Annotated in this window: 29 protein-coding genes; 19 read left to right on the plus strand and 10 right to left on the minus strand. The window is 69.0% G+C overall.

The window, feature by feature from the left end:
* Positions 1 to 6: 6 nt before the first annotated feature.
* Entirely contained in the window at positions 7 to 894 is an 888-nt protein-coding gene (locus ACJH6H_RS04490; protein WP_346417163.1) for an oxygenase MpaB family protein, read from the plus strand.
* Positions 878 to 1,480 (plus strand): TetR/AcrR family transcriptional regulator, encoded by a 603-nt coding sequence (locus ACJH6H_RS04495; protein WP_406774330.1) that lies wholly within the window; start codon positions 878 to 880, stop codon positions 1,478 to 1,480. The genes ACJH6H_RS04490 and ACJH6H_RS04495 overlap by 17 nt, the downstream gene beginning before the upstream one ends.
* Here the strand turns inward: ACJH6H_RS04495 and ACJH6H_RS04500 are convergent.
* Positions 1,477 to 3,108, minus strand: a complete 1,632-nt coding sequence (locus ACJH6H_RS04500; RefSeq protein ID WP_406774331.1) for a cation acetate symporter — start codon at positions 3,106 to 3,108, stop codon at positions 1,477 to 1,479. The two genes, ACJH6H_RS04495 and ACJH6H_RS04500, sit on opposite strands and share 4 nt — an antisense overlap.
* Positions 3,108 to 3,449, minus strand: coding sequence for a DUF485 domain-containing protein (locus ACJH6H_RS04505; RefSeq protein WP_212807046.1), 342 nt, complete (start codon positions 3,447 to 3,449; stop codon positions 3,108 to 3,110). The genes ACJH6H_RS04500 and ACJH6H_RS04505 overlap by 1 nt, the downstream gene beginning before the upstream one ends.
* Before the next feature lie 156 nt (positions 3,450 to 3,605).
* Between ACJH6H_RS04505 and ACJH6H_RS04510 the strand changes: the two genes are divergently transcribed.
* The gene (locus ACJH6H_RS04510) at positions 3,606 to 3,998 is read left to right on the plus strand and encodes a carboxymuconolactone decarboxylase family protein (protein ID WP_212807045.1); all 393 of its coding nucleotides are present in this window, start codon (positions 3,606 to 3,608) and stop codon (positions 3,996 to 3,998) included.
* Here ACJH6H_RS04510 and ACJH6H_RS04515 read toward each other — a convergent pair.
* Positions 3,995 to 4,375, minus strand: coding sequence for a nitroreductase family deazaflavin-dependent oxidoreductase (locus ACJH6H_RS04515; protein WP_064979305.1), 381 nt, complete (start codon positions 4,373 to 4,375; stop codon positions 3,995 to 3,997). The genes ACJH6H_RS04510 and ACJH6H_RS04515 overlap by 4 nt on opposite strands.
* Positions 4,376 to 4,502: 127 nt before the next feature.
* Between ACJH6H_RS04515 and ACJH6H_RS04520 the strand changes: the two genes are divergently transcribed.
* The 9 genes from ACJH6H_RS04520 (at position 4,503) to ACJH6H_RS04560 (ending at position 13,385) form a co-directional block, all read left to right on the plus strand.
* A complete protein-coding gene (locus ACJH6H_RS04520) occupies positions 4,503 to 5,831 on the plus strand; it encodes an aspartate aminotransferase family protein (protein WP_406774332.1) in 1,329 nt (442 codons plus the stop codon).
* Positions 5,832 to 5,846: 15 nt separating this feature from the next.
* Entirely contained in the window at positions 5,847 to 6,233 is a 387-nt protein-coding gene (locus tag ACJH6H_RS04525) for a nitroreductase family deazaflavin-dependent oxidoreductase (RefSeq protein WP_212807043.1), read from the plus strand.
* A gap of 213 nt (positions 6,234 to 6,446) precedes the next feature.
* Positions 6,447 to 7,751, plus strand: a complete 1,305-nt coding sequence (gene hemL, locus ACJH6H_RS04530; protein ID WP_406774333.1) for a glutamate-1-semialdehyde 2,1-aminomutase — start codon at positions 6,447 to 6,449, stop codon at positions 7,749 to 7,751.
* On the plus strand, positions 7,748 to 8,356 hold the full coding sequence (locus tag ACJH6H_RS04535; RefSeq protein WP_406774334.1) for a histidine phosphatase family protein: 609 nt from the start codon (positions 7,748 to 7,750) through the stop codon (positions 8,354 to 8,356). The genes hemL and ACJH6H_RS04535 overlap by 4 nt, the downstream gene beginning before the upstream one ends.
* 29 nt (positions 8,357 to 8,385) lie before the next feature.
* Entirely contained in the window at positions 8,386 to 8,964 is a 579-nt protein-coding gene (locus ACJH6H_RS04540) for a TlpA disulfide reductase family protein (RefSeq protein ID WP_406774400.1), read from the plus strand.
* Positions 8,961 to 9,731 carry a cytochrome c biogenesis CcdA family protein gene (locus tag ACJH6H_RS04545; protein ID WP_406774335.1) on the plus strand — a complete coding sequence of 257 codons (771 nt, stop codon included), beginning with the start codon at positions 8,961 to 8,963 and terminating at the stop codon, positions 9,729 to 9,731. The genes ACJH6H_RS04540 and ACJH6H_RS04545 overlap by 4 nt, the downstream gene beginning before the upstream one ends.
* A gap of 107 nt (positions 9,732 to 9,838) precedes the next feature.
* Positions 9,839 to 11,335: a cytochrome c biogenesis protein ResB gene (locus ACJH6H_RS04550; RefSeq protein ID WP_406774401.1), complete on the plus strand. Its 1,497-nt coding sequence runs from the start codon at positions 9,839 to 9,841 to the stop codon at positions 11,333 to 11,335.
* Complete coding sequence (gene ccsB, locus ACJH6H_RS04555) at positions 11,332 to 12,300, plus strand: c-type cytochrome biogenesis protein CcsB (RefSeq protein ID WP_406774336.1); 969 nt, start codon at positions 11,332 to 11,334, stop codon at positions 12,298 to 12,300. The genes ACJH6H_RS04550 and ccsB overlap by 4 nt, the downstream gene beginning before the upstream one ends.
* A gap of 8 nt (positions 12,301 to 12,308) precedes the next feature.
* The gene (locus tag ACJH6H_RS04560) at positions 12,309 to 13,385 is read left to right on the plus strand and encodes an AAA family ATPase (RefSeq protein ID WP_406774337.1); all 1,077 of its coding nucleotides are present in this window, start codon (positions 12,309 to 12,311) and stop codon (positions 13,383 to 13,385) included.
* 7 nt (positions 13,386 to 13,392) lie between these two features.
* On the opposite strand, the gene ACJH6H_RS04565 is transcribed toward ACJH6H_RS04560, so the two are convergent.
* Complete coding sequence (locus ACJH6H_RS04565; RefSeq protein WP_020101230.1) at positions 13,393 to 13,536, minus strand: hypothetical protein; 144 nt, start codon at positions 13,534 to 13,536, stop codon at positions 13,393 to 13,395.
* Between the two features lie 76 nt (positions 13,537 to 13,612).
* Here ACJH6H_RS04565 and ACJH6H_RS04570 point away from each other — a divergent pair, with 76 nt between their 5' ends.
* Positions 13,613 to 13,903, plus strand: coding sequence for a DUF4229 domain-containing protein (locus ACJH6H_RS04570; RefSeq protein ID WP_020101231.1), 291 nt, complete (start codon positions 13,613 to 13,615; stop codon positions 13,901 to 13,903).
* An 11-nt stretch (positions 13,904 to 13,914) separates the two neighbouring features.
* On the opposite strand, the gene ACJH6H_RS04575 is transcribed toward ACJH6H_RS04570, so the two are convergent.
* A complete protein-coding gene (locus tag ACJH6H_RS04575) occupies positions 13,915 to 14,790 on the minus strand; it encodes a 1,4-dihydroxy-2-naphthoate polyprenyltransferase (protein ID WP_346417156.1) in 876 nt (291 codons plus the stop codon).
* Positions 14,791 to 14,825: 35 nt separating this feature from the next.
* Here ACJH6H_RS04575 and ACJH6H_RS04580 point away from each other — a divergent pair, with 35 nt between their 5' ends.
* From ACJH6H_RS04580 to ACJH6H_RS04590, 3 genes are read left to right on the plus strand one after another with little or no spacing between them, the layout of a single operon-like run.
* Positions 14,826 to 15,134: a hypothetical protein gene (locus ACJH6H_RS04580; RefSeq protein WP_212807035.1), complete on the plus strand. Its 309-nt coding sequence runs from the start codon at positions 14,826 to 14,828 to the stop codon at positions 15,132 to 15,134.
* A gap of 3 nt (positions 15,135 to 15,137) precedes the next feature.
* Complete coding sequence (locus ACJH6H_RS04585) at positions 15,138 to 15,914, plus strand: S-methyl-5'-thioadenosine phosphorylase (protein WP_406774338.1); 777 nt, start codon at positions 15,138 to 15,140, stop codon at positions 15,912 to 15,914.
* A gap of 49 nt (positions 15,915 to 15,963) precedes the next feature.
* The gene (locus ACJH6H_RS04590) at positions 15,964 to 17,079 is read left to right on the plus strand and encodes an NAD(P)H-dependent flavin oxidoreductase (protein ID WP_406774339.1); all 1,116 of its coding nucleotides are present in this window, start codon (positions 15,964 to 15,966) and stop codon (positions 17,077 to 17,079) included.
* A gap of 56 nt (positions 17,080 to 17,135) precedes the next feature.
* On the opposite strand, the gene ACJH6H_RS04595 is transcribed toward ACJH6H_RS04590, so the two are convergent.
* From ACJH6H_RS04595 to ACJH6H_RS04605, 3 genes are all read right to left on the minus strand, one after another.
* Positions 17,136 to 18,827 (minus strand): DUF4407 domain-containing protein, encoded by a 1,692-nt coding sequence (locus ACJH6H_RS04595; protein WP_212807032.1) that lies wholly within the window; start codon positions 18,825 to 18,827, stop codon positions 17,136 to 17,138.
* 133 nt (positions 18,828 to 18,960) lie between these two features.
* Positions 18,961 to 20,055, minus strand: coding sequence for an o-succinylbenzoate--CoA ligase (gene menE, locus ACJH6H_RS04600; protein WP_371824582.1), 1,095 nt, complete (start codon positions 20,053 to 20,055; stop codon positions 18,961 to 18,963).
* A gap of 50 nt (positions 20,056 to 20,105) precedes the next feature.
* The gene (locus tag ACJH6H_RS04605) at positions 20,106 to 20,429 is read right to left on the minus strand and encodes a DUF3349 domain-containing protein (RefSeq protein ID WP_212807031.1); all 324 of its coding nucleotides are present in this window, start codon (positions 20,427 to 20,429) and stop codon (positions 20,106 to 20,108) included.
* 274 nt (positions 20,430 to 20,703) lie between these two features.
* Between ACJH6H_RS04605 and ACJH6H_RS04610 the strand changes: the two genes are divergently transcribed.
* From ACJH6H_RS04610 to ACJH6H_RS04620, 3 genes are read left to right on the plus strand one after another with little or no spacing between them, the layout of a single operon-like run.
* Positions 20,704 to 21,951 (plus strand): inorganic phosphate transporter, encoded by a 1,248-nt coding sequence (locus ACJH6H_RS04610; RefSeq protein ID WP_212807030.1) that lies wholly within the window; start codon positions 20,704 to 20,706, stop codon positions 21,949 to 21,951.
* Positions 21,952 to 21,983: 32 nt separating this feature from the next.
* The gene (locus ACJH6H_RS04615; RefSeq protein WP_406774340.1) at positions 21,984 to 22,265 is read left to right on the plus strand and encodes a hypothetical protein; all 282 of its coding nucleotides are present in this window, start codon (positions 21,984 to 21,986) and stop codon (positions 22,263 to 22,265) included.
* An 11-nt stretch (positions 22,266 to 22,276) separates the two neighbouring features.
* Positions 22,277 to 22,585: a DUF3349 domain-containing protein gene (locus tag ACJH6H_RS04620; protein WP_061004071.1), complete on the plus strand. Its 309-nt coding sequence runs from the start codon at positions 22,277 to 22,279 to the stop codon at positions 22,583 to 22,585.
* Positions 22,586 to 22,622: 37 nt separating this feature from the next.
* Here ACJH6H_RS04620 and ACJH6H_RS04625 read toward each other — a convergent pair whose 3' ends face one another.
* Positions 22,623 to 23,012: a VOC family protein gene (locus ACJH6H_RS04625; protein WP_212807028.1), complete on the minus strand. Its 390-nt coding sequence runs from the start codon at positions 23,010 to 23,012 to the stop codon at positions 22,623 to 22,625.
* Positions 23,013 to 23,016: 4 nt separating this feature from the next.
* On the minus strand, positions 23,017 to 23,889 hold the full coding sequence (locus ACJH6H_RS04630) for an SDR family oxidoreductase (protein WP_406774341.1): 873 nt from the start codon (positions 23,887 to 23,889) through the stop codon (positions 23,017 to 23,019).
* Positions 23,890 to 23,893: the final 4 nt, after the last annotated feature.

Genomic DNA, 23,893 nt, shown 5'->3' on the forward strand with positions numbered 1-23,893 from the left:
TTCCGCATGACCGAACTTGCGGAGCAGTCTGAGCTCGTCGCCGGGGCGAGCGGAGCGACGGGGAAAGTCGACGCCCTGCCCCTGGGGCCGGACTCGCTGGTGTGGAAGTACTTCGGCGACAACCGGATGTACCTGATCGGCCCGCGGCCGGCGGTCCTGCAGAACATGCTCGCCCAGCTGGGCCAGGGCGTGCTGGACCATTCGGTGTTCTTCGCGGACACCTCGGCGCGCATCAAGCGGTCGCTGCCGCCGATCTTCCGCACCGTCTACGGCACCGACGACGACAACACCGGCACGCAGGTCCGCGACTTCCACCGCGAGATCAAGGGCGACATGCCCGACGGCAGCCGCTACCACGCCCTCGACCCGGAGACGTACTACTGGGCGCACGCGACATTCGTCGAGCAGGTGCTGTATTTCGCGGACACCTTCGTCAAGCGGCTGACCGACGCCGAGAAGGAACAGATCTACCTCGAGTCGAAGACCTGGTACCGCCGCTACGGCGTCAGCGACCGGCCCATGCCGGCCACCTACGCCGAGTTCGAGGAGTACTGGGACCGGATGATCAACGAGGTCGCGGTGCCGCACAAGACGGCCCGGTACGGCGTCGGCTATGTGACCAAGGGCTTTCCGGCGCCCAAGGCCGTCAACCCGGCGGTGTGGCGCGTCATCGCGGTGGTGTTCAACCCTGTCGCGGCGTTCCTCACCACCGGCGGCCTCCCCCCGCGGGCGCGGGACCTGCTGGAGCTGCCCTGGTCCGACCGGCAGGAACGCGCCTACCAGTTGTTCGCCGCGGCCTGGCGCAGCAAGCCGGTGAACTGGGTGTGGGACCGGTTGCCGATGTCGGTGCGGTACAACAGCTTTGCGCAGAAGGGCTATGCGCGTGCCCGCTGACGCGACGGCCGCGATCCTCGACGCCGCGCTCGTCGAGTTCGAGCAGCACGGCTTCCGCCGCGTCGCCCTCGATGACGTGGCGCGCCGCGCCGGTGTCAGCCGCACCACCATCTACCGGCGGTTCGCCAACCGTGACGAGCTGGTGGCCGCCGTCGTCGAACGGGAGAACGTCGTGCTGTTCGACGACATCGCCCGCGAGCTGAAAAACGCCGGGCCCCAATCGGATCTGTACGTCGAGGCATTCACGCTGTCGATCCTGCGCTTCCGGCGGCACCGCGTGCTCAACCGGATGATGATCGACGAGCCCGCGCTCGTCATCGAGCTCATGCAGCGGCACTACGGGGCCGCCGTCGGCCGGATGGCGGCGGCGCTGCGCGTCATCTTCCCCGAGGGTTTCGCCGACCGCATCGGCGAACAGGCCGTCAACGACCTCGCCGACACCATCCTGCGCTACGCGGCGATGGTGCTGCTGCTGCCCAGTGTCGAGGCGCTCGACAGTGCCGAGGAGATCCGGGCTTTCGCCGCACGGCATTTCGTGCCGAGCCTGCCCGCGGCGTTGCGGACGAACTCGCCCGTGCGGGGCTAGTGCGCGACGGGCTTCTCGGCGCCCACCCCGGTCAGTGACCGCACCTCCATCTCGGCGGCCAGTTCGGGATCCCCGGTGTCCGACGACGTCAGCGTGCCGATGATGCCGAGCACGAACGCCAGTGGGATGGACACGATGCCCGGGTTGGCCAGCGGGAAGTACGCGAAGTCCGCACCCGGGATCATCGCCGTCTTGCTGCCCGATACCGCGGGGGAGAAGACGATCGGCACGATGGTCGAGATCAGGCCGCCGTACATGCTCCACAGCGCGCCGCGGGTGTTGAACCGCTTCCAGTACAGCGAGTACAGGATCGTCGGCAGGTTGGCCGCGGCCGCCACAGCGAATGCCAGGGCCACCAGGAATGCCACGTTCTGACCGTTGGCGAGGATGCCGAGCCCGATCGCGAACACGCCCAGCACGACCGCCGTGATCCGGGACACCCGCACCTGCTCGTCCTCGGTCACCTTGTGGGACTTGAGAACCGAGGCGTAGATGTCATGTGCGAAGGACGCCGACGCGGTGATGGTCAGGCCTGCCACGACCGCGAGGATCGTCGCGAATGCCACCGCCGAGATGACGCCGAGCAGGATCACGCCGCCGAGTTCGAACGCCAGCAGCGGGGCCGCGGAGTTCACGCCGCCGGCGGCCTTGAGGATGCGGTCCGGTCCCACCAGGGCGGCGGCGCCATAGCCGAGCACCAGCGTGAACAGGTAGAAGGCACCGATCAGCGCGATGGCCCAAACCACCGACCGCCGTGCCTCTTTCGCGGTCGGCACGGTGTAGAAGCGCATCAGCACGTGTGGCAGGCCCGCGGTGCCCAGCACCAGCGCCAGTGCCAGCGAGACGAAGTTGATCTTCGAGGTGAGGGAACCGCCGTACTGCGCGCCGGGCGCCAGGACGTCGCGGCTGGAGACGCCCTTGGTGGTGGCGTGCGAGATGGCCGACTGGGCCGAACCGAGGATGTCGGAGAAGTTGAACCCGAACTTGCCGAGCACCATGACCGTCATCAGGGCGGCACCGGTGATCAGCAGCACGGCCTTGATGATCTGCACCCACGTCGTGCCCTTCATGCCGCCGACCAGCACGTAGACGATCATCAGGACGCCGACGACCGCGATCACGATCGATTGGCCGCCCCGGCTCTTCACGTCGAGCAGCAGCGCGACCAGGCCGCCCGCCCCGGCCATCTGGGCCAGCAGGTAGAACAGCGACACCGTCAGCGTCGACGTGGCCGCGGCCAGCCGGACCGGGCGCTGCCTGAGCCGGAAGCTCAGCACGTCGGCCATGGTGAATCTGCCTGTGTTGCGCAGTAATTCGGCGACGAGCAGTAGCGCCACGAGCCAGGCGACGAGGAAGCCGATGGAGTACAGGAAGCCGTCATAGCCGTAGACGGCGATGGCGCCGGCGATGCCGAGGAAGCTCGCGGCCGACAGGTAGTCGCCCGCGATGGCGATGCCGTTCTGCGGGCCGGAGAAACCGCGGCCGCCGGTGAAGAACTCGTCGGCGGTGGCATTGCGCTTGCTGGCCTTGATGACCACGACCATCGTGACGACGACGAACACGCTGAAGATGCCGATGTTGGCGACGGGGTTGCCGACGGTGGCGGCGGCCAGCACGGTGGTGGTCATCAGGCGCCCTCGAGTTCTTCACGGATGGCGGCAGCCCGCGGGTCGAGCTCGCGGTTGGCGAAGCGCACGTACAGCCCGGTGATCACGAACGTCGTCAGGAACTGACCCAGCCCGATCAGCAGCCCGACATTGATGTTGCCGAACACCCGGATGGCCATGAAGTCATGGGCGAAGGCGCCGAGCGCGACGTAGAGGCCGTACCACAGCAGGAAGAACGCGGTCATCGGAAACACGAAGCGGCGCAGCCTGGTTCGCAACTCCTGGAACTCGGGGCTGGCCTGCATGGCGAGGAACTGCTCCCCGGTGGGGGCAACCCTCTCGGGACGGTCGGTTTCGGGCACCGAGGGCTCCTGACAGTTGGCTGTGAGGGTGGATCGGGCATGAACCTAATTGAGAGCTGGGTCACTCGCGACCGGTATCGCGTTCTGTTCACCGAATTCGGTTCCGGTCGCGCTGCGCTACGGTCTGCCGCAGCCACCCGAGAGAAAGGCCCAGAGATGACCAGCGAGCCAGCTTCGGCGTTCGACGCCGGAATCGCCACCCGCCGTCAGGTGATGGGCGACGAGTTCGTCGACCGCGCACTGGCCCGCACCAGCGGCACCGAATCGGAACCGATCCAGCGCTTCGTCACCGAGCACGTGTGGGACGCGGTGTGGAACCGGCCGGGACTGAGCCGCCGCGACCGCAGCTTGCTCAACCTCGGCATGCTGACGGCGCTGCGGGCCCATGAAGAACTCGCCGGCCACGTCCGGGGCGGGCTCAACAACGGCCTCACCCGTGACGAGATCGTCGAGGCGATCATCCACGCCACCGGCTATTGTGGCGCGCCCGCGGCGCTGAGCGCGATGCGCGTGGTGCAGCAGGTGCTCGACGAGACGCGCGGCGACTAGGCCCGGCGCAACAGCACGGCCTGCTCAAAAGGCAAGCGCGGGAACACCTTACGCAGCGATCCGGTGATGAGCGGGGCGGCGTCCTCCTTGCTCACCACGCGCGGGTCGACGACGTCGTACGTCTGGCCGCGCCGGGTCAGTTTGCCGCCGCCGGCCTTGGTGATGTTCTTGAGCCAGTCACGGTCGGGGCCGTAGGTCAGCAGGATGGCGAAACCGTCGGCGGTGGTGAACACCGTCAGCGGGGTGCGGAACGTCTTGCCGGACTTACGCCCGACGTGCTCGAGGATGCCGAACGTCGGCGCGCGGCCCGCCCACAGCCGCTGGATGGGGTTGGTGACCCGACGGTTGAAGCGTGCGACCGACTGCGGAATCTGCATGTCCCCATCGTGCGCCATCGTGGTTGGGGCGGCCAGGGGAGCGAGTAAAGTTACCGACCGGTAGCGGCGACGACGCGGTGTCGCACACCAGTCCGTAACCCGCTGATTCATCTTCGAGGAGGAATGCATGCCTGCGCCCGCCAACGCTGACGCCCGCCGGATCTATGACCTGGAGCGCAGCCGCGTATTCCACTCGTGGTCGGCCCAGGGGAAGCTCGATCCGATGGTCTTCACCGGCGCCGAGGGCAGCTACCTCATCGACGGTGACGGCAACCGTCTCCTCGATTTCTCGAGCCAGCTCGTCTACACCAACATCGGCCACCAGCACCCCAAGGTCGTCGCCGCCATCGCCGAGCAGGCCGCCAAGCTGTGCACCATCGCGCCGCAGCATGCCAACGAGGCCCGCGCCACGGCCGCCGACCTGATCTGCCAGGTCGCCCCCGAGGGCTTCAACCGGGTGTTCTTCACCAACGGCGGCGCCGACGCCGTCGAGCACGCCATCCGCATGGCGCGCGTGTTCACCGGCCGCTACAAGACGCTGTCGACCTACCGCAGTTACCACGGCGGCACCGCGCTGACGGTCAACCTCACCGGCGACGTCCGCCGCTGGGGCAACGACTACGGCACCGAGGGCACCACGCACTTCTTCGGGCCCTTCCTGTACCGCAGCCAGTTCAATTCGCTGACGCAGGAGGAAGAGTCCGAGCGCGCCCTGGCGCACCTGCGGTCGGTCATCGAGTTCGAGGGCCCGTCCGCGTTCGCCGCGATCATCCTCGAGTCGGTGCCCGGCACCGTCGGCATCATGCCGCCGCCGCCCGGCTACCTGCAGGGCGTGCGCGAGCTGTGCGACCAGTACGGCATCGTGATGATCCTCGACGAGGTCATGGCCGGCTTCGGCCGCACCGGTAAGTGGTTCGCGCTGGACAACTACGGCGTCACCCCCGACCTCATCACCTTCGCCAAGGGCGTCAACTCCGGTTACGTCCCGCTCGGCGGCGTCATCGTGAGCGACAAGATCCTCGAGCGCTTCCTGGACCAGCCGTACGGCGGCGGGCTCACCTACTCGGGCCACCCGCTGGCGTGCGCGGCATCGGTCGCGACCATCACCGCGATGCACGACGAGAAGATCGTCGAGAACGCCGAACTGATCGGCACCGACGTCTTCGGACCGGGCCTGGCGGCGCTCGCCGAGAAGCACGACATCATCGGCGACGTCCGTGGTCTCGGTGTGTTCTGGGCCGTCGAGCTGGTGAAGGACCGCGCCACCAAGGAGCCGCTGGCGCCGTACGGCGGGTCGTCGCCCGAGATGGGCGCCATCAACGCACGGGCCAAGCAGAACGGCCTGCTGCTGTTCATGAACTACAACCGCTTCCACCTGGTGCCGCCGTGCAACATCAGCATCGACGACGCCAAGCGCGGGCTGGACATTCTGGACGATGCGCTGAGCGCGGTGTAGCCATAGGCTCTGGCCATGGCCTACCTCAAGCCGCCGTGGTTCGTCGTCCATGTCTTCAACCCCATCGCGCGGCTGACCGGTATCGGTGGCAGCCAGACCCTGACGGTCACCCGTAGCTCCAATCACGTGCCGCAGCGCATCCCGGTCGTGGTGCCGGAGGTGGACGGGGTGAAGTACCTGGTGTCCACGCGCGGCGAGTCGGCGTGGGTGAAGAACGTCCGGGAGAACCCGGTGGTGGCGCTCGGCAAGGCGAACTACCTGGCCAGCGAGATTCCGGTCGCGGACCGGGCGCCGATCATCGCGGCGTACCGGCCGCTGGCCGGCAAGGTCGTCGACCAGTACTGGCGCGAGCTGCCCGATGACGCCGACCACCCGGTCTTCAAGCTGACGCCGCAGAACTAGGGCAGGGAGGGCCGCACCGGCGTTACGGATGTGGCCCGTGGGGCGGCCCTCGGGATCGCCCCTGTCGAGATTGACCAAATGGCTGCTCGGACGCCCTGTCGCACGACCATTTCGTCCATCTCGGCGGTCACTGGCCGCGGACTCGCACCAACGTGAGCCAGCTCCTACACCCTGTAGTTGGTCCATTCGCGCCGGGCTGGGACACTGGTGGCCATGCGCTCTACCGACGTCTCCGCGAAACTGTTCGCCGACGCGTCGACCGTGATCCCCGGCGGGGTCAACTCGCCAGTGCGTGCCTTCAGCTCGGTCGGCGGTACCCCTCGTTTCATCACCTCGGCCAACGGCTACTGGCTGACCGACGCCGACGGCAACCGCTACGTCGACCTGGTGTGCTCATGGGGCCCGATGATCCTTGGCCACGCCCACCCCGCCGTGGTCGAGGCCGTGCAGACCACCGCCGTCAACGGATTGTCGTTCGGCGCCCCGACGCCCGCCGAGACGGAGCTGGCGCGCGAGATCATCGATCGCGTCGCCCCGGTCGAACGCATCCGCTTCGTCAACTCGGGCACCGAAGCGACCATGAGCGCCATCCGGCTGGCCCGCGGCTTCACCGGCCGGCCCAAGATCATCAAGTTCTCCGGCTGCTACCACGGCCACAGCGACGCGCTGCTGGCCGACGCCGGCTCCGGCGTCGCGACGCTGGGGCTGCCGTCGTCGCCGGGGGTCACCGGGGCGGCCGCCGCCGACACCATCGTGCTGCCGTACAACGACCTCGACGCGGTGCGGGAGGCGTTCGCCGCGGCGGGCGACCAGATCGCCTGCGTCATCACCGAGGCCAGCCCCGGCAACATGGGCACCGTCCCGCCGGCCGCGGGCTACAACGCCGCGCTGCGGCAGATCACCGCCGAGCACGGCGCGCTGCTCATCATCGACGAGGTGATGACGGGCTTCCGCGTCAGCCGTGGCGGCTGGTACGGCCTCGACCCGGTCGCGGCCGACCTGTTCACCTTCGGCAAGGTGATGAGCGGCGGCCTGCCCGCCGCGGCGTTCGGTGGCCGCGCCGAGGTGATGGAACGGCTGGCGCCGCTCGGCCCGGTGTACCAGGCCGGGACGCTGTCCGGGAACCCGGTCGCGATGGCCGCGGGCCTGGCCACGCTGCGCGCCGCCGACGAAGCCGTCTACCGCGCCCTCGACGTCAACGCCGACCGGTTGTCCGGACTGCTGACCGACGCGCTCACCGAAGCCTCTGTCGCGCACCGGATTTCGCGCGCCGGGAACTTCCTGACGGTGTTCTTCGGCGACGGGGACGTCGTCGACTTCAAAACCGCGAAGGCCACCGAGACCTGGCGCTACCCGGCGTTCTTCCACGCCCTGCTGGACGCCGGGGTCTACCCGCCGTGCAGCGCCTTCGAAACCTGGTTCGTCTCGGCCGCGCTCGACGACGCTGCGTTCGACCGGATCGCCGACGCGCTGCCCGCCGCCGCGCAGGCCGCCGCCCAAGCTCAGGAGCCCGCATGACCGACAAGACGATCGTGCACGTGATGCGGCACGGCGAGGTGCACAACCCGGACAAGATCCTGTACGGCCGCAAGCCCAATTTTCATCTCTCCGAGCGTGGGCAGGCGCAGGCCGAGGCGGTCGCCGGGTGGCTGGCCGAGCGCGACATCGTCTACGTCGTGGCCTCGCCGCTGGAGCGCGCGCAGGAGACCGCGACGCCCATCGCCGCCCGGCACGGCCTGCCGATCGACACCGATCCCGAGCTCATCGAGTCGACGAATGTGTTTGAGGGACAGCGCGTCTCGCCGGGTGACGGTGCCCTGCGCGACCCGCGCAACTGGTGGCACCTGCGCGACCCGAAGACCCCGTCATGGGGTGAGCCGTACAAGCACATCGCGGCGCGCATGACGGCCGCCGTGGACCGGGCGCGGGTCAAGGGCATGGGGCACGAGGCGGTGTGCGTCAGCCATCAGCTGCCGGTGGAGACGCTGCGCCGCGCGATGCTCGGCAAGAACCTGCACCACTTCCCGACCAAGCGGATGTGCAATCTGGCGTCGGTGACGTCGTTCTACTTCCACGGCGACCAGATGGTCGGCTGGGGATATGCGGAGCTGGCCGGACAGTGACTTCGCTGGTGGCCCGTGCCGGGGCAGTGATGGCGGCCGTCCTGACGACGGCCGTGTTGCTCGTCGGCTGCTCCACCGGTGACGACGCCGTCGCACAGGGCGGCACCTTCGAGTTCGTGGCGCCGGGCGGCAAGACCGACATCTTCTACGACCCGCCGTCGAGCCGCGGCAAGCCGGGCGCGGTGCGGGGACCGTCGCTCACGGATCCGTCGAAAACCCTGTCCCTGGACGACTTTTCCGACCAGGTCGTGGTGATCAACGTGTGGGGGCAGTGGTGTGGCCCGTGCCGCTCGGAGATCGCCGAGCTGGAGAAGGTGTACGAGCAGACCAAGGCGCAGGGCGTCGGGTTCCTCGGCATCGACGTCCGGGACAACAACCGGCAGGCCGCCGTCGACTTCGTCGTCGACCACAAGGTGACCTTCCCGTCCATCTACGACCCGGCGATGCGCACCATGATCGCGTTCGGCGGCAAGTACCCGACGACCGTCATCCCGTCGACGCTGGTGCTGGACCGCCAGCACCGGGTGGCCGCGGTGTTCCTGCGGGAACTGCTGGCCGAGGATCTCAAGCCCGTCGTCGAGCGGCTGGCCAAAGAGGGCAAGGCATGACCGGCTTCGCCCAAACCGCCGCGGCGGGACCGCTGTTGGTGGCCCTCGGCGTGAGTGTGCTGGCCGGGCTGGTGTCGTTCGCCTCGCCGTGCGTGGTGCCGCTGGTGCCCGGCTATCTGTCCTATCTCGCTGCCGTGGTCGGTGTCGATGACCAAGGGGGAGCAACCAAGGTGCGCACCGCGCGCTGGCGCGTGGCCGGTGCGGCGGCGCTGTTCGTCGCGGGCTTCACGGCGGTGTTCCTCATGGGCGCGGTCGCCGTACTCGGCCTGACCACGACCCTGATCGCCAATCAGCTTCTGCTGCAACGCATCGGCGGTGTCGTCACGGTTCTGATGGGCTTGGTGTTCATCGGGCTGGTCCCGGCCCTGCAGCGCCAGGTGCGGTTCACGCCGCGCCAGGTGTCGACGGTCGTCGGCGCGCCCTTGCTGGGTGCGGTGTTCGGGCTGGGCTGGACGCCGTGCCTGGGCCCGACGCTCACGGGCGTCATCGCGGTGGCCTCGGCCAGTGACGGCGCCAGCGTCGCCCGCGGTGTCGCGCTGGTGATCGCGTACTGCCTGGGCCTCGGAATTCCGTTCGTGCTGTTGGCATTCGGGTCGGCCCGCGCGGTGCAGGGCCTGGGCTGGCTGCGCCGGCACACCCGCGCCATCCAGATCTTCGGCGGTCTGCTGCTGATCGTCGTCGGCACCGCACTGGTCACCGGCGTGTGGAACGACTTCACGTCGTGGGTGCGCGACGCCTTCGTCAGCAACGTGAGGCTCCCGATATGACCGACGTTTCCGCGCCCGACGCCGTGTCGGGCGGCGAGACCCGCCGCCCCGGCCCGCTCTCCCGGGTGGTCGCACTGTTCCGCAACACCTGGCGGACGCTGACGTCGATGGGCACTGCCCTGGTGCTGTTGTTCCTGCTGGCGCTCGGCGCCATCCCGGGTGCGCTGCTGCCGCAGCGTTCGCTCAACGCCGGCAAGGTCGACGAATACCTGGCGCAGCATCCGACGATCGGGCCGTGGCTCGACAAGGTGCAGGCCTTCTCGGTGTTCTCGAGCTTCTGGTTCACCTCGATCTACGTGCTGCTGTTCGTCTCGCTCGTGGGCTGCCTGACGCCCCGCATGATCGAGCACATCCGCAGCCTGCGCGCCGTCCCGGTGCCGGCGCCGCGGAACCTGGCGCGGCTGCCCAAGCACGCGCAGGCCTCCGTCCCGGGTGAGCCGGACGCCGTCGCCGACCGGATGGCGGGGCGGCTCAAGGGCTGGCGCCAGACCACCCGCACCCTCGATGACGGCACTCGCGAAATCTCGGCCGAGAAGGGCTACCTGCGCGAGTTCGGCAACATCGTCTTCCACTTCTCGCTGCTGGGCCTCCTGGTGGCCATCGCGTTCGGCAAGATGTTCGGCTACGAGGGCAACGTCATCGTCATCGCCGACGGCGGGCCCGGCTTCTGCTCGGCCTCCCCGGCCGCGTTCGACTCGTTCCGCGCCGGCAACGTCGTCGACGGCACCTCACTGCACCCCAGCTGCCTGCGGGTCCACGACTTCGACGCCCGGTACCTGCCGAGCGGGCAGGCCACGGCATTCGCGGCGAACATCGACTACCAGGACGGCGCCGACCTGGTCAGCGGCACCTGGCGGCCGTACCGGCTAGAGGTCAACCACCCGCTGCGGATCGGTGGCGAGCGCATCTACCTGCAGGGCCACGGCTACGCGCCGACGTTCACCGTGACGTTCCCCAACGGGCAGACCCGCACGTCGACGGTGCAGTGGAAGCCCGAGAACGCGCTGACGCTGCTGTCGTCGGGCGTCGCGCGCATCGACCCGCCGGGCGGCAGTTATCCCGACGACCGCGAGCGGCGCAAGCACCAGATCGCCATCCAGGGCCTGTTCGCCCCGACCGCCGAACTCGACGGCAAGCTGCTGTCCTCGAGCTTCCCGGCGATGAACGCGCCCGCGGTGGCCATCGACATCTACCGCGGCGACACCGGGCTCGACAGCGGCCGCCCGCAGTCGCTGTTCTCGCTCGACCCCCGGCTGATCGACCAGAAGCGGCTCACCAAGCAGGCGCGCGTCAACCTCAAGGCCGGCGAGCAGACCAAGCTGGACGACGGCACTGTCATCAAGTTCGACGGCGCGGTGCCGTTCATCAACGTGCAGGTGTCGCACGACCCGGCGCAGGTGTGGGTGCTCGTGTTCGCGCTGACCATGATGGCCGGGCTGCTGGTGTCGTTGATGGTGCGCCGCCGCCGGGTTTGGATTCGGATCGTGTCGGCCGGGCCGGGTACCGTCAACGTCGAGCTCGGCGGCCTGGCCCGCACGGACAACTCGGGGTGGGGCGACGAGTTCGAAAAGCTCACAGAGCGGTTGATTGAGGACAAGCGATGAACACAGAGCACATCGACATCGACCTGGCCCGGTACTCGGACTGGGCATTCTTCAGTTCCTGGACGGTGCTGTGCCTGGCTTTCGTCTTGCTGGCCGTCGAGCTGGCGTCGAGCCGTGGCCGGAAGGTAGAGACCCGAGAGCTGGTCGGTGCGGGCGTGGGCGCGAACAGCACCACCCCAGGCGTCATCGTCGACGCACCCACCCGCTCGGTTGACGAGCGCATCGGCCGTGTCGGGCTCGCGCTGGTGTACGTCGGCATTGCCATGTTGTTCGTCTGCATCGTGTTGCGCGGTCTGGCCACCATGCGCGTGCCGTGGGGCAACATGTACGAGTTCATCAACCTGACCAGCTTCTGTGGGCTGGTCGCAGCGTCGATCGTGCTGCGCAAGCCGCAGTACCGGGCGCTGTGGGTCTTCGTCCTGGTGCCCGAGCTGATCCTGCTGGCGGTGTCGGTCAAGTACCTGTACACCAACGCCGCGCCGGTGATGCCCGCGCTGCAGTCGTACTGGTTGCCCATCCACGTCTCGGTCGTCAGCCTCGGCTCCGGCGTCTTCTTGGTCGCGGGCGTCGCCAGCATCCTGTTCCTGCTCAAGATGTCGCCGCTGGCGCATCAGGACAACGGGTTCGGCCGGATGATCCAGCGCCTGCCGGATGCCCAGACCCTGGACCGCATCGCCTACCGCACCACCATCTTCGCGTTCCCGATCTTCGGGTTCGGCGTCATCTTCGGGGCCATCTGGGCCGAGGAGGCCTGGGGCCGCTACTGGGGCTGGGACCCCAAGGAGACGGTGTCGTTCGTCGCCTGGGTCGTCTACGCCGCCTACCTGCACGCCCGATCCACCGCGGGCTGGCGCGACAAGAAGGCCGCGTGGATCAACGTCGTCGGCTTCGTCGCGATGGTGTTCAACCTGTTCTTCATCAACCTGGTGACCGTCGGCCTGCATTCGTACGCCGGCGTCGGCTGAGCCATCAGATGTCGGGGCTGATCGTGCCTTCATTCCGCGCCCAGGGCCGGTTCAAGGACCCGGCCGATCCCGTCGCTGCCGCCACGCCCACCGCGGCGCCGGAGGCCCGCATCGTCATCGCACATGCGGTGACACCTGTCCTGGCGCCGACACCCGCGAAGCCGCGGAGCCTGGACCCCGCCACGGTCGCGCTGCTGAGCCGCCCGAGCCGCGCACCGTCGACCGGCTGGCGCAAGGCGCTGTACTACGCGACCGGAACCCTGCTCAATCCCGGCGACAGCCCCAAGACCCTGCACCGCAACCGGTTGACCGCACAGATCAACCGACCGCTGCGGGACTGCTACCGGATCGCGGTGCTGTCCCTCAAGGGCGGCGTCGGGAAGACGACCATCACCGCGACGCTGGGGGCGACGTTCGCGTCGATCCGCGGCGACCGCGTCATCGCGGTGGATGCCAACCCGGACCGCGGCACCCTCAGTCAGAAGGTGCCGCTGGAGACGCCGGCGACGGTCCGTCATCTTCTGCGCGATGCCGAGGGCATCTCCAGCTACAGCGATGTCCGCAACTACACCTCGCGCGGTGAGAGCCAGCTCGAGGTGCTGGCCTCGGAGAGCGACCCGGCGGTGTCGGAGGCGTTCAGCTCCGAGGATTACGCCCGCACGCTGGCGGTACTGGAGCCGTACTACCGGCTGGTGCTGACGGACTGTGGCACCGGCATGCTGCATTCGGCCATGGGTGCGGTGCTCGCGCACGCCGACGTGCTCGTCGTGATCAGCTCAGGCTCGGTCGACGGCGCCCGCAGTGCCGCGGCGACGCTCGACTGGCTCGACGCCCACGGTCATCAGGAACTGGTGCGCAACGCCGTCGCGGTGGTAAACGCCGTGCGTCCGCGGTCCGGCAAGGTCGATCTGCGCAAGGTGGTCGACCACTTCGGCCGCCGGTGCCGGGCGGTGCAGGTGGTGCCGTTCGACCCGCACCTGGAGGAGGGTGCCGAGGTCAGTCTGGACCGGCTTCGGCCGGACACCAGGGATGCGTTGCTGGAATTGGCCGTGGCCGTCGCCGACGGATTTCCGCTGTCGCTGTAGAGAGTCGCTACGAACCGAGCCGGCGCAGGAATTCCGGATCGTCATCCGGGCCGATGACGCGCGTGGTCGGCCGCGCGGCCGTGGCGCGAGTGGCGCGCCAGCCCACGTAGGCCAACAGCGCCAGCAGCGTGATCAGGAGCAGGAACTGCACGTAAAACCTCCTTTATTCGAATATACGCGTCCGTCGGTAAACTCGTGCGGTGTCTGATGCGCCCGCCACCCCGTCCATGCCACGTTTGCTGCTCGACGTCTTTCTCTACGCGCTCGCCCGTCTGCTGCTGGTAGCGGTGATTGCCGGTGCCATCTTCGGCGTCGTCGCGTTGCTGGGTATCCGTGATTTCCCGGCCATGGTGGCGCTGCTGTTCGCGCTGGTTCTCGGCATGCCGCTGGGCATCTGGCTGTTCGCTCCGCTGCGCCGCCGGGCCACCGCCGGGATCGCCGCCGTCGACGAGCGTCGCCGCGCCGAGCGCGAGCAGCTGCAGGCCCGGTTGCACGGCGAGGATTCCGCCGGCGACTGACGCCGCTCGGGCTAGGGCTTGACCGCCACCAGCACCGCGGTGATCAGGGCGGCCCACACCAGCATCGTCAGCCCGGTGTCCTTGAGCACGGGGATCAGCTCGCGACCGCCGAGACCTGAGCGCACCGGCTTGGCCGCGCGGACCGCCAGCGGTGCCGCCGCGAAGCCGACCAGGCACCACGGGGTCGCGAGCGTCAGGACCGCGGTCAGCACGAACGGCAGCAGCGTCAGCACCTGGAACAGCTGGCGGGTGCGGGCGTCGCCGAGCCGCACCGCGAGCGTGATCTTGCCCGACACCTGATCGGTGGGAATGTCGCGAAGGTTGTTGGCCACCAACACCGCCGACGACAAGGACCCGACCGCGATGGCGAGCACGAGTCCCACCCAGTCGACCCGCAGCGCCTGCGTGTACTGCGTGCCGAGCACGGCGACCAGCCCGAAGAACACGAACACCGCGACCTCGCCGAGCCCGCGATAGCCGTACGGGTTGGTGCCGCCGGTGTACAGCCAGGCGCCGGCGATGCACGCCGCGCCGACGGCGATCAGCCACGGCTGACTGACCAGGGCCAGCGCCAGGCCGGCCCCGGCGCCGATGGAGAGGCTGATCACGGCCGCCGCCAGCACCGCCTGCGGGGAGGCCAACCTGGCCCCGACCAGGCGGACCGGCCCGGACCGGTCGTCATCGGTGCCGCGGATGCCGTCGGAGTAGTCGTTGGCGTAGTTGACCCCGATGATCAGCGAAATCGAAACCACAAGGGCCAGAGCCGCTTTCCACCACACCTCACCGCCGACCCAGGCGGCGGCACCGGTACCTGCCAGCACGGGAGCGACGGCATTCGGGAGGGTCCGCGGTCGGGCGCCCTCTATCCACTGCGAAAGACTGGCCACGCGCGCAATCGTCCCACGCCCCTACACTTATCGGCATGAAGGATCGGCTCAGCAAGAACGAGATTCGCAAAGATGTCGTGCAGGAATCCGTCGAAGCCGTCGCAGGCACCGTCGGCGAGGTCATGAACATCGTCGTCACCGCCGTCAAGGACGTGGCGAGCTCCATCGGCGCCCTGGCCACCGACGCATTCGAGATCCGCGACGGCGCCCGGCGGGCCCGCGCGCAGCTGGAACAGGACGAGGCCGAGGATATCGAGGACGACGACGTGGCGGCGCCCGCGCCGACGCCCGTCACGGCCGTGACGCCGGAGACCGTGGATACCCCCAAGACCGACGCCGAATAACGGATGCTGGGAGTCATCGGCGGTAGCGGTTTCTACACGTTCTTCGGGGACGACGCGCGCACCGTCACCGTCGACACGCCCTACGGCACGCCGAGCGCGCCGGTCACCATCGGGGCCGTCGGCGGGCACGAGGTGGCGTTCCTGCCACGGCACGGGCTCAAGCATGAGTACTCGCCGCACACGGTGCCGTACCGCGCCAACATGTGGGCGCTGCGCAAGCTCGGGGTGCGGCGGATTTTCGCCCCGTGCGCCGTCGGCAGCCTGACCGCGGACCTCGGCCCCGGCGCCGTGGTCGTGCCCGACCAGCTGGTGGACCGCACCCGCAGCCGCGAGGACACGTACTTCGACGCCGGCGGCATCCACGTCGGCTTCGCCGATCCGTACTGTCCGACGCTGCGCGCCGTGGCCGCCGAGCAGCCGGGCGTCATCGACGGCGGCACCATGGTGGTCATCCAGGGGCCCCGGTTTTCCACCCGCGCCGAGAGCCAGTGGTTCGCGGCCCAGGGGTTCACGTTGGTGAACATGACCGGCTACCCCGAGGCCGTGCTGGCCCGTGAACTCGAGATGTGTTATGCGGCAATCGCTTTGGTGACCGACCTGGACGCGGGCATCGAGGCCGGCGCCGGTGTCACCACCGTCGACGTCTTCGCGGAGTTCGAGCGCAACACCCCGATGTTCAAGGCGCTGGTGCAGCAGGCCCTGGCGACCGTCCCGGCCGAACGAACGTGTACCCACTGCCTGGCCCACACCGGGGTGAAGCTGCCGTTTGAACTGCCCTGACCGGGGCGGCTCTTGACACCCGTCAAGTCGGGGTGGCAAAACTGACGGAGTGACTTCCCGCATCTGCGAACAGCTCGGCATCGACTTCCCGCTCTTCGCCTTCAGCCATTGCCGTGACGTGGTCGCCGCCGTCACCAACGCTGGCGGCTTCGGCGTGCTGGGCGCGACGGCGTACACCCCCGAGCAGCTCGACCGGGAACTCGCCTGGATCGATGATCACGTCGGCGGCCGGCCCTACGGCGCGGACATCATCGTGCCGGCGAAATTCGAGGGCAAGGGCGAGAACCTCTCCGACGGCCAGTTGGCAGACCGAATCCCTTCGGAATACCGGGAATTCGTCAGCCAGCTGCTCATCGACCATGGCATCGAGCCGGAGGAACGAGTCCGTACCGGCGGGTCGGTGTTGTCCGGCAACACCGGGCACGACTTGCTCGACGTGGCGTTGAGCCACCCCATCAAGCTGATCGCCAATGCGCTTGGGGTGCCGCCGGATTACATGATCGAGGCGGGCCGCGAGCGGGGGATTCCGGTGGCCGCGCTGGTCGGCGCCAAGGAGCACGCCGTCAAGCAGGTCGCGGCTGGCGTCGACATCATCGTCGCGCAGGGCACCGAGGCCGGCGGACACTGTGGCGAGGTGTCCACACTCGTCGTGGTGCCGGAAGTGATTGAGGCGATTGATGATTCGGTCCCCGTGCTGGCGGCGGGCGGCATCGTCACCGGCCGGCAGATGGCCGCGGCGGTCGCGCTGGGCGCCGCCGGGGCCTGGACCGGTTCGGTGTGGCTGACCACCGAGGAGGCCGAGACCGCGCCGGCCACCAAGCAGAAGATGCTGGCCGCCACGTCACGCGACACCGTGCGGTCGGCGGGGCGCACCGGAAAGCCCGCACGCCAACTGGTTTCGGACTGGACGGATGCCTGGGCGCCGAACGACGGTGGCCGCAAGCCACTTCCGCTGCCGCTGCAGAACATGCTGAGCGAGCCGGTGATCCGGCGCATCGACCGCCTGGCCGCCCAGGGACATCAGGGCGCCCAGCAGTTGGCGACCTACTTCGTCGGCCAGGGCGTCGGCCTGATGAACAAGGTCAAGCCCGCCCGCGAGGTCGTCCGCGAGTTCATCGAGGACTACCTGGCCGCCACCGAGCGCCTGAACCGCTCGCTGCCCTAGGGATTTGTGCACGATTTTCCGCGCCTCGCGCCGAAAATCGTGCACAAATCCCCGGGTTACGGCTCGATGGCGCGGCGGCCTTCCTTGAGCTGACGGCGTTCGTCGGCGGCGTCGATGATCGTGGTGTCGGTGCCGTCGAGTGCGGTGTACGGGTCGGCGCCCCGCAGCGGCGTCGTCGGTGCGAACGTCGCGTTCATCTGCGGTGCGGCCCACTGGGGTTCGACGCGCGGGTGGATGCCCTGGCCCGCGCCGAGCGCCTGGCCGTGGTCCGCGGCGCGCGGGCCCGACGACTGCTCGTGCTCGTTCTCGGTCACCGTCGTCCGCGACGTCCGGCGCAGCGTGAACGTGATCTCCTCGAACTCCTCGATGACCTTCTGCGCCGAGCGCAGCTGCTGCACCGACGTGTCGATGACGCGGTCCACCACGGGCGCGACGGGCGCCACCAGCGGACGCAGCAGGCGAGCCGCAACTTTGGTGAGGTCGGGCAATTGCGGCAGTGTCAGGCCGCCCGCGGGCTGGCTGGTCGCCTGCACCGGCAGGTTCTCGGCCGGCTGGTCGCCGATCGGGACGAGTTCGGCCGTGGCGGTCGGTTCGGCCGGTGCGTCGGCCGGTTCGGGCTCCGGCGCTGGTGCGGCGCTCAACGAACGCCGCTGCGGGTCCGGGAACGCCATGAGTTCGTCCCAGTCGGAGTACATGGGCTGCGGCGGCGAATCGGGCCGCAGCACCTCGGCGGTGGGGGCCGCGAGCGCGGGCTGCGCCGGCTCGCCGGTGAGGGCTTCGGCGACGCGCTGGCGGTGATATTCGCGGTTGATCTCGGCGTCGGTCTCGAGCGCGAGCTTCATGGCGGCCAGCTGGTGTTCGGCCTTCAGAATCTCGGCTTCGGCCCGCACCTCGGCCTGCTTGACCGCGATGGCGGTCTCGGCACGCAGCTCGGCCCGGAGCCGGGACTCGTCGTGGCGCTCGCGCAGGGTGCGGTCCTGCCGGGCGTGCAGCAGCATCGGCAGCAGGTACAGCAGGACGCAGACGCCGACCACGGCGATGCGCGCCACCAGCGCGGCGGGCGTGTCGATGGTGTAGCCGTTCATCGCGACCCAGCGCGCGCCGAAACCACGGTCCGCGCCGGCGCCGGCCGCGTCGCGCGCGGCCGTGACCGCGTGCTCGGCACCGGCGATCCGCGCGTCGAGGGTCGGGGCCTGCTCGCCCCGGGCCGCCAGTGCGGCATCGAGCTCGCGCTGATCGTGCTCGAGGATGTCCTGCGTGTTCTGGGTGATCTGGCCGTCACCGGGCACACCGGTGACGGGCTGCTGGGCGCACGACGGCGTCGGGTGGTATTCGCAGCGGGCCACGACCTGAGCATCGTCACGACGCTGCCGGGCGGAGTCGACGGCGGCGTCGAGCGCACCGCGGCTCGCGCGCAGCGCATCCAACTGGCCCTGCGCGGTGGCCACGGCCGGCGTGGTCGCGGCGCGGGCCGCGGCCTCGGCGTCCAGACGCTGGGTGATGGCATTGCTGAACAGCGTCATCGCGGCCAGTTCACCGACCAGCAGGCCGATCGCGACGGCCAGGGCCGCCCGGCCGGCGGTGCCGCGGGCGCTGGCGACGGTGCTGCGGATGGCCACGACCACCAGCGCACCGAAAATCAGGGTCACGGGCAGCACGACGGCCAGTGGCAGACCGGTGGACGGGGTGGCGACGGCGGCGGCCACGGCCCAGGCCAGCATGCCTCCCGACCAGGTCAGGGCGGTCACCGCAGGATGGTTGTCAGGCTGTCTGTGGGCAGGCATGGAAACTCCAACTCTTCCGGTCCGCGTTCCAGGGTCCCAGAGAGCCGGGCCCGTCACCGAATCAAGCGCCGGTGCTGTGACCGGCATCACGGGCCGATCAGGCGTTTTTCTGGTACTGCAGCGTCAGGGCCCGCCGGTCGAGCTTGCCGATCCCGCGGCGGGGGAGTTCGGCGACCACGTGCACCTCACGTGGGGCGGCGGTGGCGGCCAGTGTGGCGCTGACGTATTCCCGCAGGTCAGCCACGGTGGGTGTGGCCGCGCCCGGGTGAAGCACGACGGCCACGGCCACCCGTTGGCCCAGCCGTTCGTCGGGCACGCCGAACACGGCGCATTCGGCGATGGCCGGATGGCCCGCCAGGGCCGACTCGACGAGCGCGGGCAGCACCTTGAGACCGCCGGTGGCGATGGCGTCGTCGATGCGGCCCAGTACCCGCAGCACGCCCGAATCATCCACGGCGCCAATGTCATCGGTGACGAACCAGCCCGCCACGAACGGCGACGGGTCGACGGGATTTCGGTAACCCGACGCCAGCGTGGGGCCGCCCAACGAAATTCGGCCGGTGTCGTCGATGCGCAGCCGGACGCCGCTCAGCGGTCGTCCGTCGTAGACGCAGCCGCCGCAGGTCTCGCTCATCCCGTAGGTGCGGACCACGGAAATGCCTGCGGCCGCGGCCTTTTCGCCGAGTCCCGGCGGCATGGGGCCGCCGCCGATCAGGACGGCGTCCAGTTCGGCGAGCGCCGCGGTCGCGGCGGGATCGGCCAGGATCTTGGCCAGCTGCACCGAGACCAGTGACGTGTAGCGCCGTCCCGAACCCAAAGCCCTTACCGCAGAAGGCAGTTCACTGACGTCGAAACCCGGGTCCAGCGCGACGGGCGTGGTGCCGGCCCGCAGGCTCCGCACCAGAACCTGCACTCCGGCGACGTGGTAGGCGGGCAGTGCCAGCAGCCACCGGCCGGGCCCGCCGAGCCGGTCATGCGTGGCGTCGGCGCTGGCGTGCAATGCCGCGGCGGAAAGCAAGGCGCCCTTGGGGATTCCGGTGGAACCCGACGTCGAGACCACCAGGGCCACGTCGTCGTCGACGGCTTCGCCGGCGCGCAGCGTCTCCGTCAGCAGCGCGGCCTGGCGGTCATCGTCGGCCGGCACCGGCAGGAGTGCGCCGCGGCCGTCCAGGGCCTGCGCCAACGTCGGGATCAGGGCGAGGGCCGCGCCGCCGGATCCGACGGCGACCGGATGCAGAACAGCTATGCCACGCCTCCGTCGCCGGGCTCGCCGTCGATCGGGTCGCGGGGATCGTCGAGCGGCCAGCCCTTGGCGGCCAGCCGCGCCCGCACCCGCTCCACATCCTCGGCGCGGGGGAGTTCGTCGGTGATCCGCGTGATGAGTACGCCGATGTCGATGTCATCGAATTCACCACGATTCATCAGCCCGCGGGCGACGGACTTGACCTCGTCGTTGGTCAGGCGCCGGGACAGCAGCGCCAACAGCGGCACCCGGTCGGTGGCGGGGATGCCGTCGGGATACCCGGCTTGCAGCCACGCCACGATCTTGGTGAGAAACGAGTTCATGGCGTCACCTCCTGATCTCGGGGAGGGGCGGCCCAGCTGTGCGCTGTGTGCCCCGAAATTGCGCACCGAATCCTATGCCCAGCCTGTGACGTGGGCATATCGCCACCGTAACCCTCGGCATCGCCGACAGCACTTTGCCAGACTAATTAGACGAAGCTAACAGGTGAACACTCCATGAACACCTCTTCGGGTCGGGCAAACACCCAGGTCGCGGTCCGGATTGAGGACTTCTGTAACTGGTCAAAAACGGCGCCGTTACACCAGAATGAGCGCCATGAGCGCAGAGTTGGTCATCCTGGTGCTGTTGATCGCAACAGCACTGGCATTTGACTTCACGAATGGATTTCACGATACCGGTAATGCCATGGCGACCTCGATCGCCACAGGCGCGCTGAAGCCCAAGACCGCCGTGCTGCTGGCCGGCGTCCTGAACTTGGTCGGCGCGTTCCTGTCAGTCGAGGTCGCCGTCACCGTCACCACTTCGGTGCTGAAGATTCAGGACAGTAAGTCCGGGCACCTACTGAAGTCCATCGACGCGTCGACCGGACTCACCATCATCTTCGCCGGCCTCATCGGCGGCATCCTGTGGAACCTCCTCACCTGGCTGTTCGGCATCCCTTCCAGCTCGTCGCACGCGCTCTTCGGCGGACTGATCGGTGCCGGCCTGGCCGCGCTCGGCACCGCGGGCATCAACTGGAGCGGTGTCATCCAGAAGGTGCTGATCCCGGCCGTCGCGGCCCCGTTCATCGCGGGCCTCGTGGCCGCCGTGGGCACCTGGCTGGTGTACCGGATCACGCGCAACGTCATCAAGAAGCGCCGTGAGGAAGGCTTCCGCTGGGGCCAGATCGCCACCGCATCGCTGGTCGCGCTGTCCCACGGCACCAACGACGCGCAGAAGACCATGGGCGTCATCGCCCTGGCCCTCATCACCACCGGCCACCTGACCGGCGACGTGAAGAAGGACGGCCTGCCGTTCTGGATCATCGCCTCGTGCGCCCTGGCCATCGGCCTGGGCACCTACATCGGCGGCTGGCGCGTCATCCGCACCCTGGGCAAGGGCCTCGTCGAGATCGAGTCCCCGCAGGGCCTGGCCGCCGAGGCGTCCTCGGCCGCGATCATCCTGAGCTCCAGCGCCGCCGGCATGGCGCTCTCGACCACTCACGTCGCCACGGGCTCGATCCTGGGCAGTGGCGTCGGCAAGCCCGGCGCTTCGGTCCGCTGGGCCGTCGCCGGACGCATGGCCATGGCCTGGCTGATCACGCTGCCGGCCGCGGCGCTGGTCGGTGCCCTGTCGTACTGGCTGTCCTACGGCCTGAAGTCCGCCACCGGTTCCGCGCTGGTCGGCGACGGCACGATCTTCGTCATCCTGGTCGCGCTGTCGGGCTTCATGTACTGGCGTGCGCAGCAGCAGAAGGTCGACCACAACAACGTCAACGCTGAATGGGACGCGTCCACCAACTCCGTGGTGCCCGCCGACGTCCGTGAGGCTGCCGCCAAGTCGCCCGAATCCGCCGGCGTCTGATTCCCCGCGAACCGAACCAGAAGGAATCACTGATGCATTACGTGGAAGCCATCCTCAAGGTCCTCGTCGTGGGTTTGATCCTCGGTGCCGGACTCCCCGCGGTGTTCGCGGGTGGCCTCGTCGCCTACTCCAACGGGGCCGGCGGCGAGCACTCCGATGGGACGGTCACGGCCCCCAACCCGATCCTCAAGTACCTGGGTCTGGCGCTGTTCGTGCTGGTCGGAGCCGTCGTCCTGCTCGCGATCCTGTGGATCACCCGGTCCACGATCATCCACCACACCGGCGTCGACCTGTTCCCCTTTCTGAAGAAGTGAGCTGACGGACAATGACTGAATCCAATGGATTGTTCGAAAATGTCCTGAAGTGGCTGCGGGCGGGATACCCCGACGGTGTGCCGCCGAAGGACTACTACCCGGTGCTGGCGCTGCTGAAGCGTTCGCTCACGGAGGACGAGGTCGTCGAGGCGGCGCGGTCCATCCTGCGCACCAACGACGGCGAGAGCCCCGTCACCGAGGCCGAGATTCACGCCGCCATCGCTGCCGTCACCAACCAGGAGCCCAGCCCCGACGACATCCACCAGGTGTCGGCGCGACTGGCCTCGGTCGGCTGGCCGCTGGCGACGCCGGCTCGCTGACGCGCCGCAGAACTCACCACCCGCGACACCCGGAGTGCTAACTCCGGGTGTCGCGTCGTAGTGGGTGGGTGTCGGGCACCTGGACGAAGATCAAGGTGACCTGATCAGGATCGGTGACGTGCAGTTCGTGCAGGCCCCACGGTTCCTGCCGCGCGGCACGGGAAATCGCCACCCCACGGGCCTCGAGCTCGGCCTGGGTCTGGTAGACGTCGCGCACCTGTAGCCACAGCGCGCCCGGGAACGGAACCGTCGGGCCGTCGTCGTCACGGCCGTGGCCGGCGAGTTCGATGAGCGACTGCCCGGCGTAAAACACTGTGCCGGCCCCGTATTCGCGGGCGATGGCCAGGCCGATGGCGTCGCGGTAGAACGCCACCGACTTCGCGTAGTCGACGGGCCGGATCAGGATGCGGCTGGCGAGGATCTCCATCGCGTCACCCGATCGACTGCGCGCGTCGGCGTTTCATCAGCTGGTCGACCAGGCCGGGCACAAAACTGTTGAGCGCGTGCGACGTCACCGCGATCCGGGGCGCGATGCGCACCGGGCGGGTCTCGGCCGCGGTGACCATCCAGTCGGCGGCTTCGTCGGCCGACAGGCCGGGCATGCCGTCGAAGGCGCGGGTCGGCGCGATCATCGGCGTCTTCACCAGCGGATAGAACAGTGTCGAGGAGTGCACTCCGCTTGCGCCCCACTCGGTTTCGATGACCCGGCTCACCGCGGTCAGTGCCGACTTGGAGGCGTTGTACACGGAGAACAGCGGCGACGACTCGTTCATCACACCCCACGTCGACACGTTGATGATGTGCCCGTCGCCGCGCTCGAGCATCCCGGGGGCGAAGCCGCGCACCAGGCGCAGCGGCGAGTAGTAGTTCAGCGTCATGGTGCGTTCGAGGTCGTGCCAGCGGTCCAGGGACTCGGCCAGCGGCCGGCGGATGGACCGGCCGGCGTTGTTGATCAGGATGTCGACGCCGCCCAGCTCGGCTTCCACGTCCGCCACCAGCTTGTCGATGGCGTCCATGTCGGACAGGTCGCACGGCCGCGCGATGGCGTCACCGCCGCTGTGGGTGATCCGGGCGGCCACCTTGTCCAGCAGTTCGGCCCGGCGGGCGACGATGACGACCGTCGCTCCGAGGTGCGCGAACTTGGCGGCGGCCGCCTCGCCGATGCCCGACGACGCTCCCGTCAGCACGATGCGTTTTCCGGCCAGGTCGACCTCGCCGTGGCCCGACAACCGTTCGATCAGGGGCGGTCGCATGCCGGCGAGCAGCAGGCTCTCGGAGACGCGCCGTAGGGGACTCTTGCTCACCCCC

Origin of the sequence: Mycobacterium sp. SMC-21, from assembly GCF_045310825.1 — a bacterium.
In the GTDB taxonomy this organism is placed as follows: domain Bacteria; phylum Actinomycetota; class Actinomycetes; order Mycobacteriales; family Mycobacteriaceae; genus Mycobacterium.

What these genes read in the sequence shown, in the direction of transcription:
- ACJH6H_RS04585 (WP_406774338.1), top strand. Translation starts at nt 15,138, where the DNA reads ATGCTGGGAGTCATCGGCGGTAGCGGTTTCTACACGTTCTTCGGGGAC.
- ACJH6H_RS04515 (WP_064979305.1), bottom strand. Translation starts at nt 4,375, where the DNA reads ATGCAGATTCCGCAGTCGGTCGCACGCTTCAACCGTCGGGTCACCAAC.
- ACJH6H_RS04610 (WP_212807030.1), top strand. Translation starts at nt 20,704, where the DNA reads ATGAGCGCAGAGTTGGTCATCCTGGTGCTGTTGATCGCAACAGCACTG.
- ACJH6H_RS04605 (WP_212807031.1), bottom strand. Translation starts at nt 20,429, where the DNA reads ATGAACTCGTTTCTCACCAAGATCGTGGCGTGGCTGCAAGCCGGGTAT.
- ACJH6H_RS04525 (WP_212807043.1), top strand. Translation starts at nt 5,847, where the DNA reads ATGGCCTACCTCAAGCCGCCGTGGTTCGTCGTCCATGTCTTCAACCCC.
- ACJH6H_RS04545 (WP_406774335.1), top strand. Translation starts at nt 8,961, where the DNA reads ATGACCGGCTTCGCCCAAACCGCCGCGGCGGGACCGCTGTTGGTGGCC.
- ACJH6H_RS04510 (WP_212807045.1), top strand. Translation starts at nt 3,606, where the DNA reads ATGACCAGCGAGCCAGCTTCGGCGTTCGACGCCGGAATCGCCACCCGC.
- ACJH6H_RS04490 (WP_346417163.1), top strand. Translation starts at nt 7, where the DNA reads ATGACCGAACTTGCGGAGCAGTCTGAGCTCGTCGCCGGGGCGAGCGGA.
- ACJH6H_RS04620 (WP_061004071.1), top strand. Translation starts at nt 22,277, where the DNA reads ATGACTGAATCCAATGGATTGTTCGAAAATGTCCTGAAGTGGCTGCGG.
- ACJH6H_RS04580 (WP_212807035.1), top strand. Translation starts at nt 14,826, where the DNA reads ATGAAGGATCGGCTCAGCAAGAACGAGATTCGCAAAGATGTCGTGCAG.
- ACJH6H_RS04550 (WP_406774401.1), top strand. Translation starts at nt 9,839, where the DNA reads ATGGGCACTGCCCTGGTGCTGTTGTTCCTGCTGGCGCTCGGCGCCATC.
- ACJH6H_RS04570 (WP_020101231.1), top strand. Translation starts at nt 13,613, where the DNA reads ATGCCACGTTTGCTGCTCGACGTCTTTCTCTACGCGCTCGCCCGTCTG.
- ACJH6H_RS04560 (WP_406774337.1), top strand. Translation starts at nt 12,309, where the DNA reads ATGTCGGGGCTGATCGTGCCTTCATTCCGCGCCCAGGGCCGGTTCAAG.
- ACJH6H_RS04495 (WP_406774330.1), top strand. Translation starts at nt 878, where the DNA reads ATGCGCGTGCCCGCTGACGCGACGGCCGCGATCCTCGACGCCGCGCTC.
- ACJH6H_RS04625 (WP_212807028.1), bottom strand. Translation starts at nt 23,012, where the DNA reads ATGGAGATCCTCGCCAGCCGCATCCTGATCCGGCCCGTCGACTACGCG.
- hemL (WP_406774333.1), top strand. Translation starts at nt 6,447, where the DNA reads ATGCGCTCTACCGACGTCTCCGCGAAACTGTTCGCCGACGCGTCGACC.
- ACJH6H_RS04520 (WP_406774332.1), top strand. Translation starts at nt 4,503, where the DNA reads ATGCCTGCGCCCGCCAACGCTGACGCCCGCCGGATCTATGACCTGGAG.
- ccsB (WP_406774336.1), top strand. Translation starts at nt 11,332, where the DNA reads ATGAACACAGAGCACATCGACATCGACCTGGCCCGGTACTCGGACTGG.
- ACJH6H_RS04535 (WP_406774334.1), top strand. Translation starts at nt 7,748, where the DNA reads ATGACCGACAAGACGATCGTGCACGTGATGCGGCACGGCGAGGTGCAC.
- ACJH6H_RS04500 (WP_406774331.1), bottom strand. Translation starts at nt 3,108, where the DNA reads ATGACCACCACCGTGCTGGCCGCCGCCACCGTCGGCAACCCCGTCGCC.
- ACJH6H_RS04540 (WP_406774400.1), top strand. Translation starts at nt 8,386, where the DNA reads ATGGCGGCCGTCCTGACGACGGCCGTGTTGCTCGTCGGCTGCTCCACC.
- ACJH6H_RS04615 (WP_406774340.1), top strand. Translation starts at nt 21,984, where the DNA reads ATGCATTACGTGGAAGCCATCCTCAAGGTCCTCGTCGTGGGTTTGATC.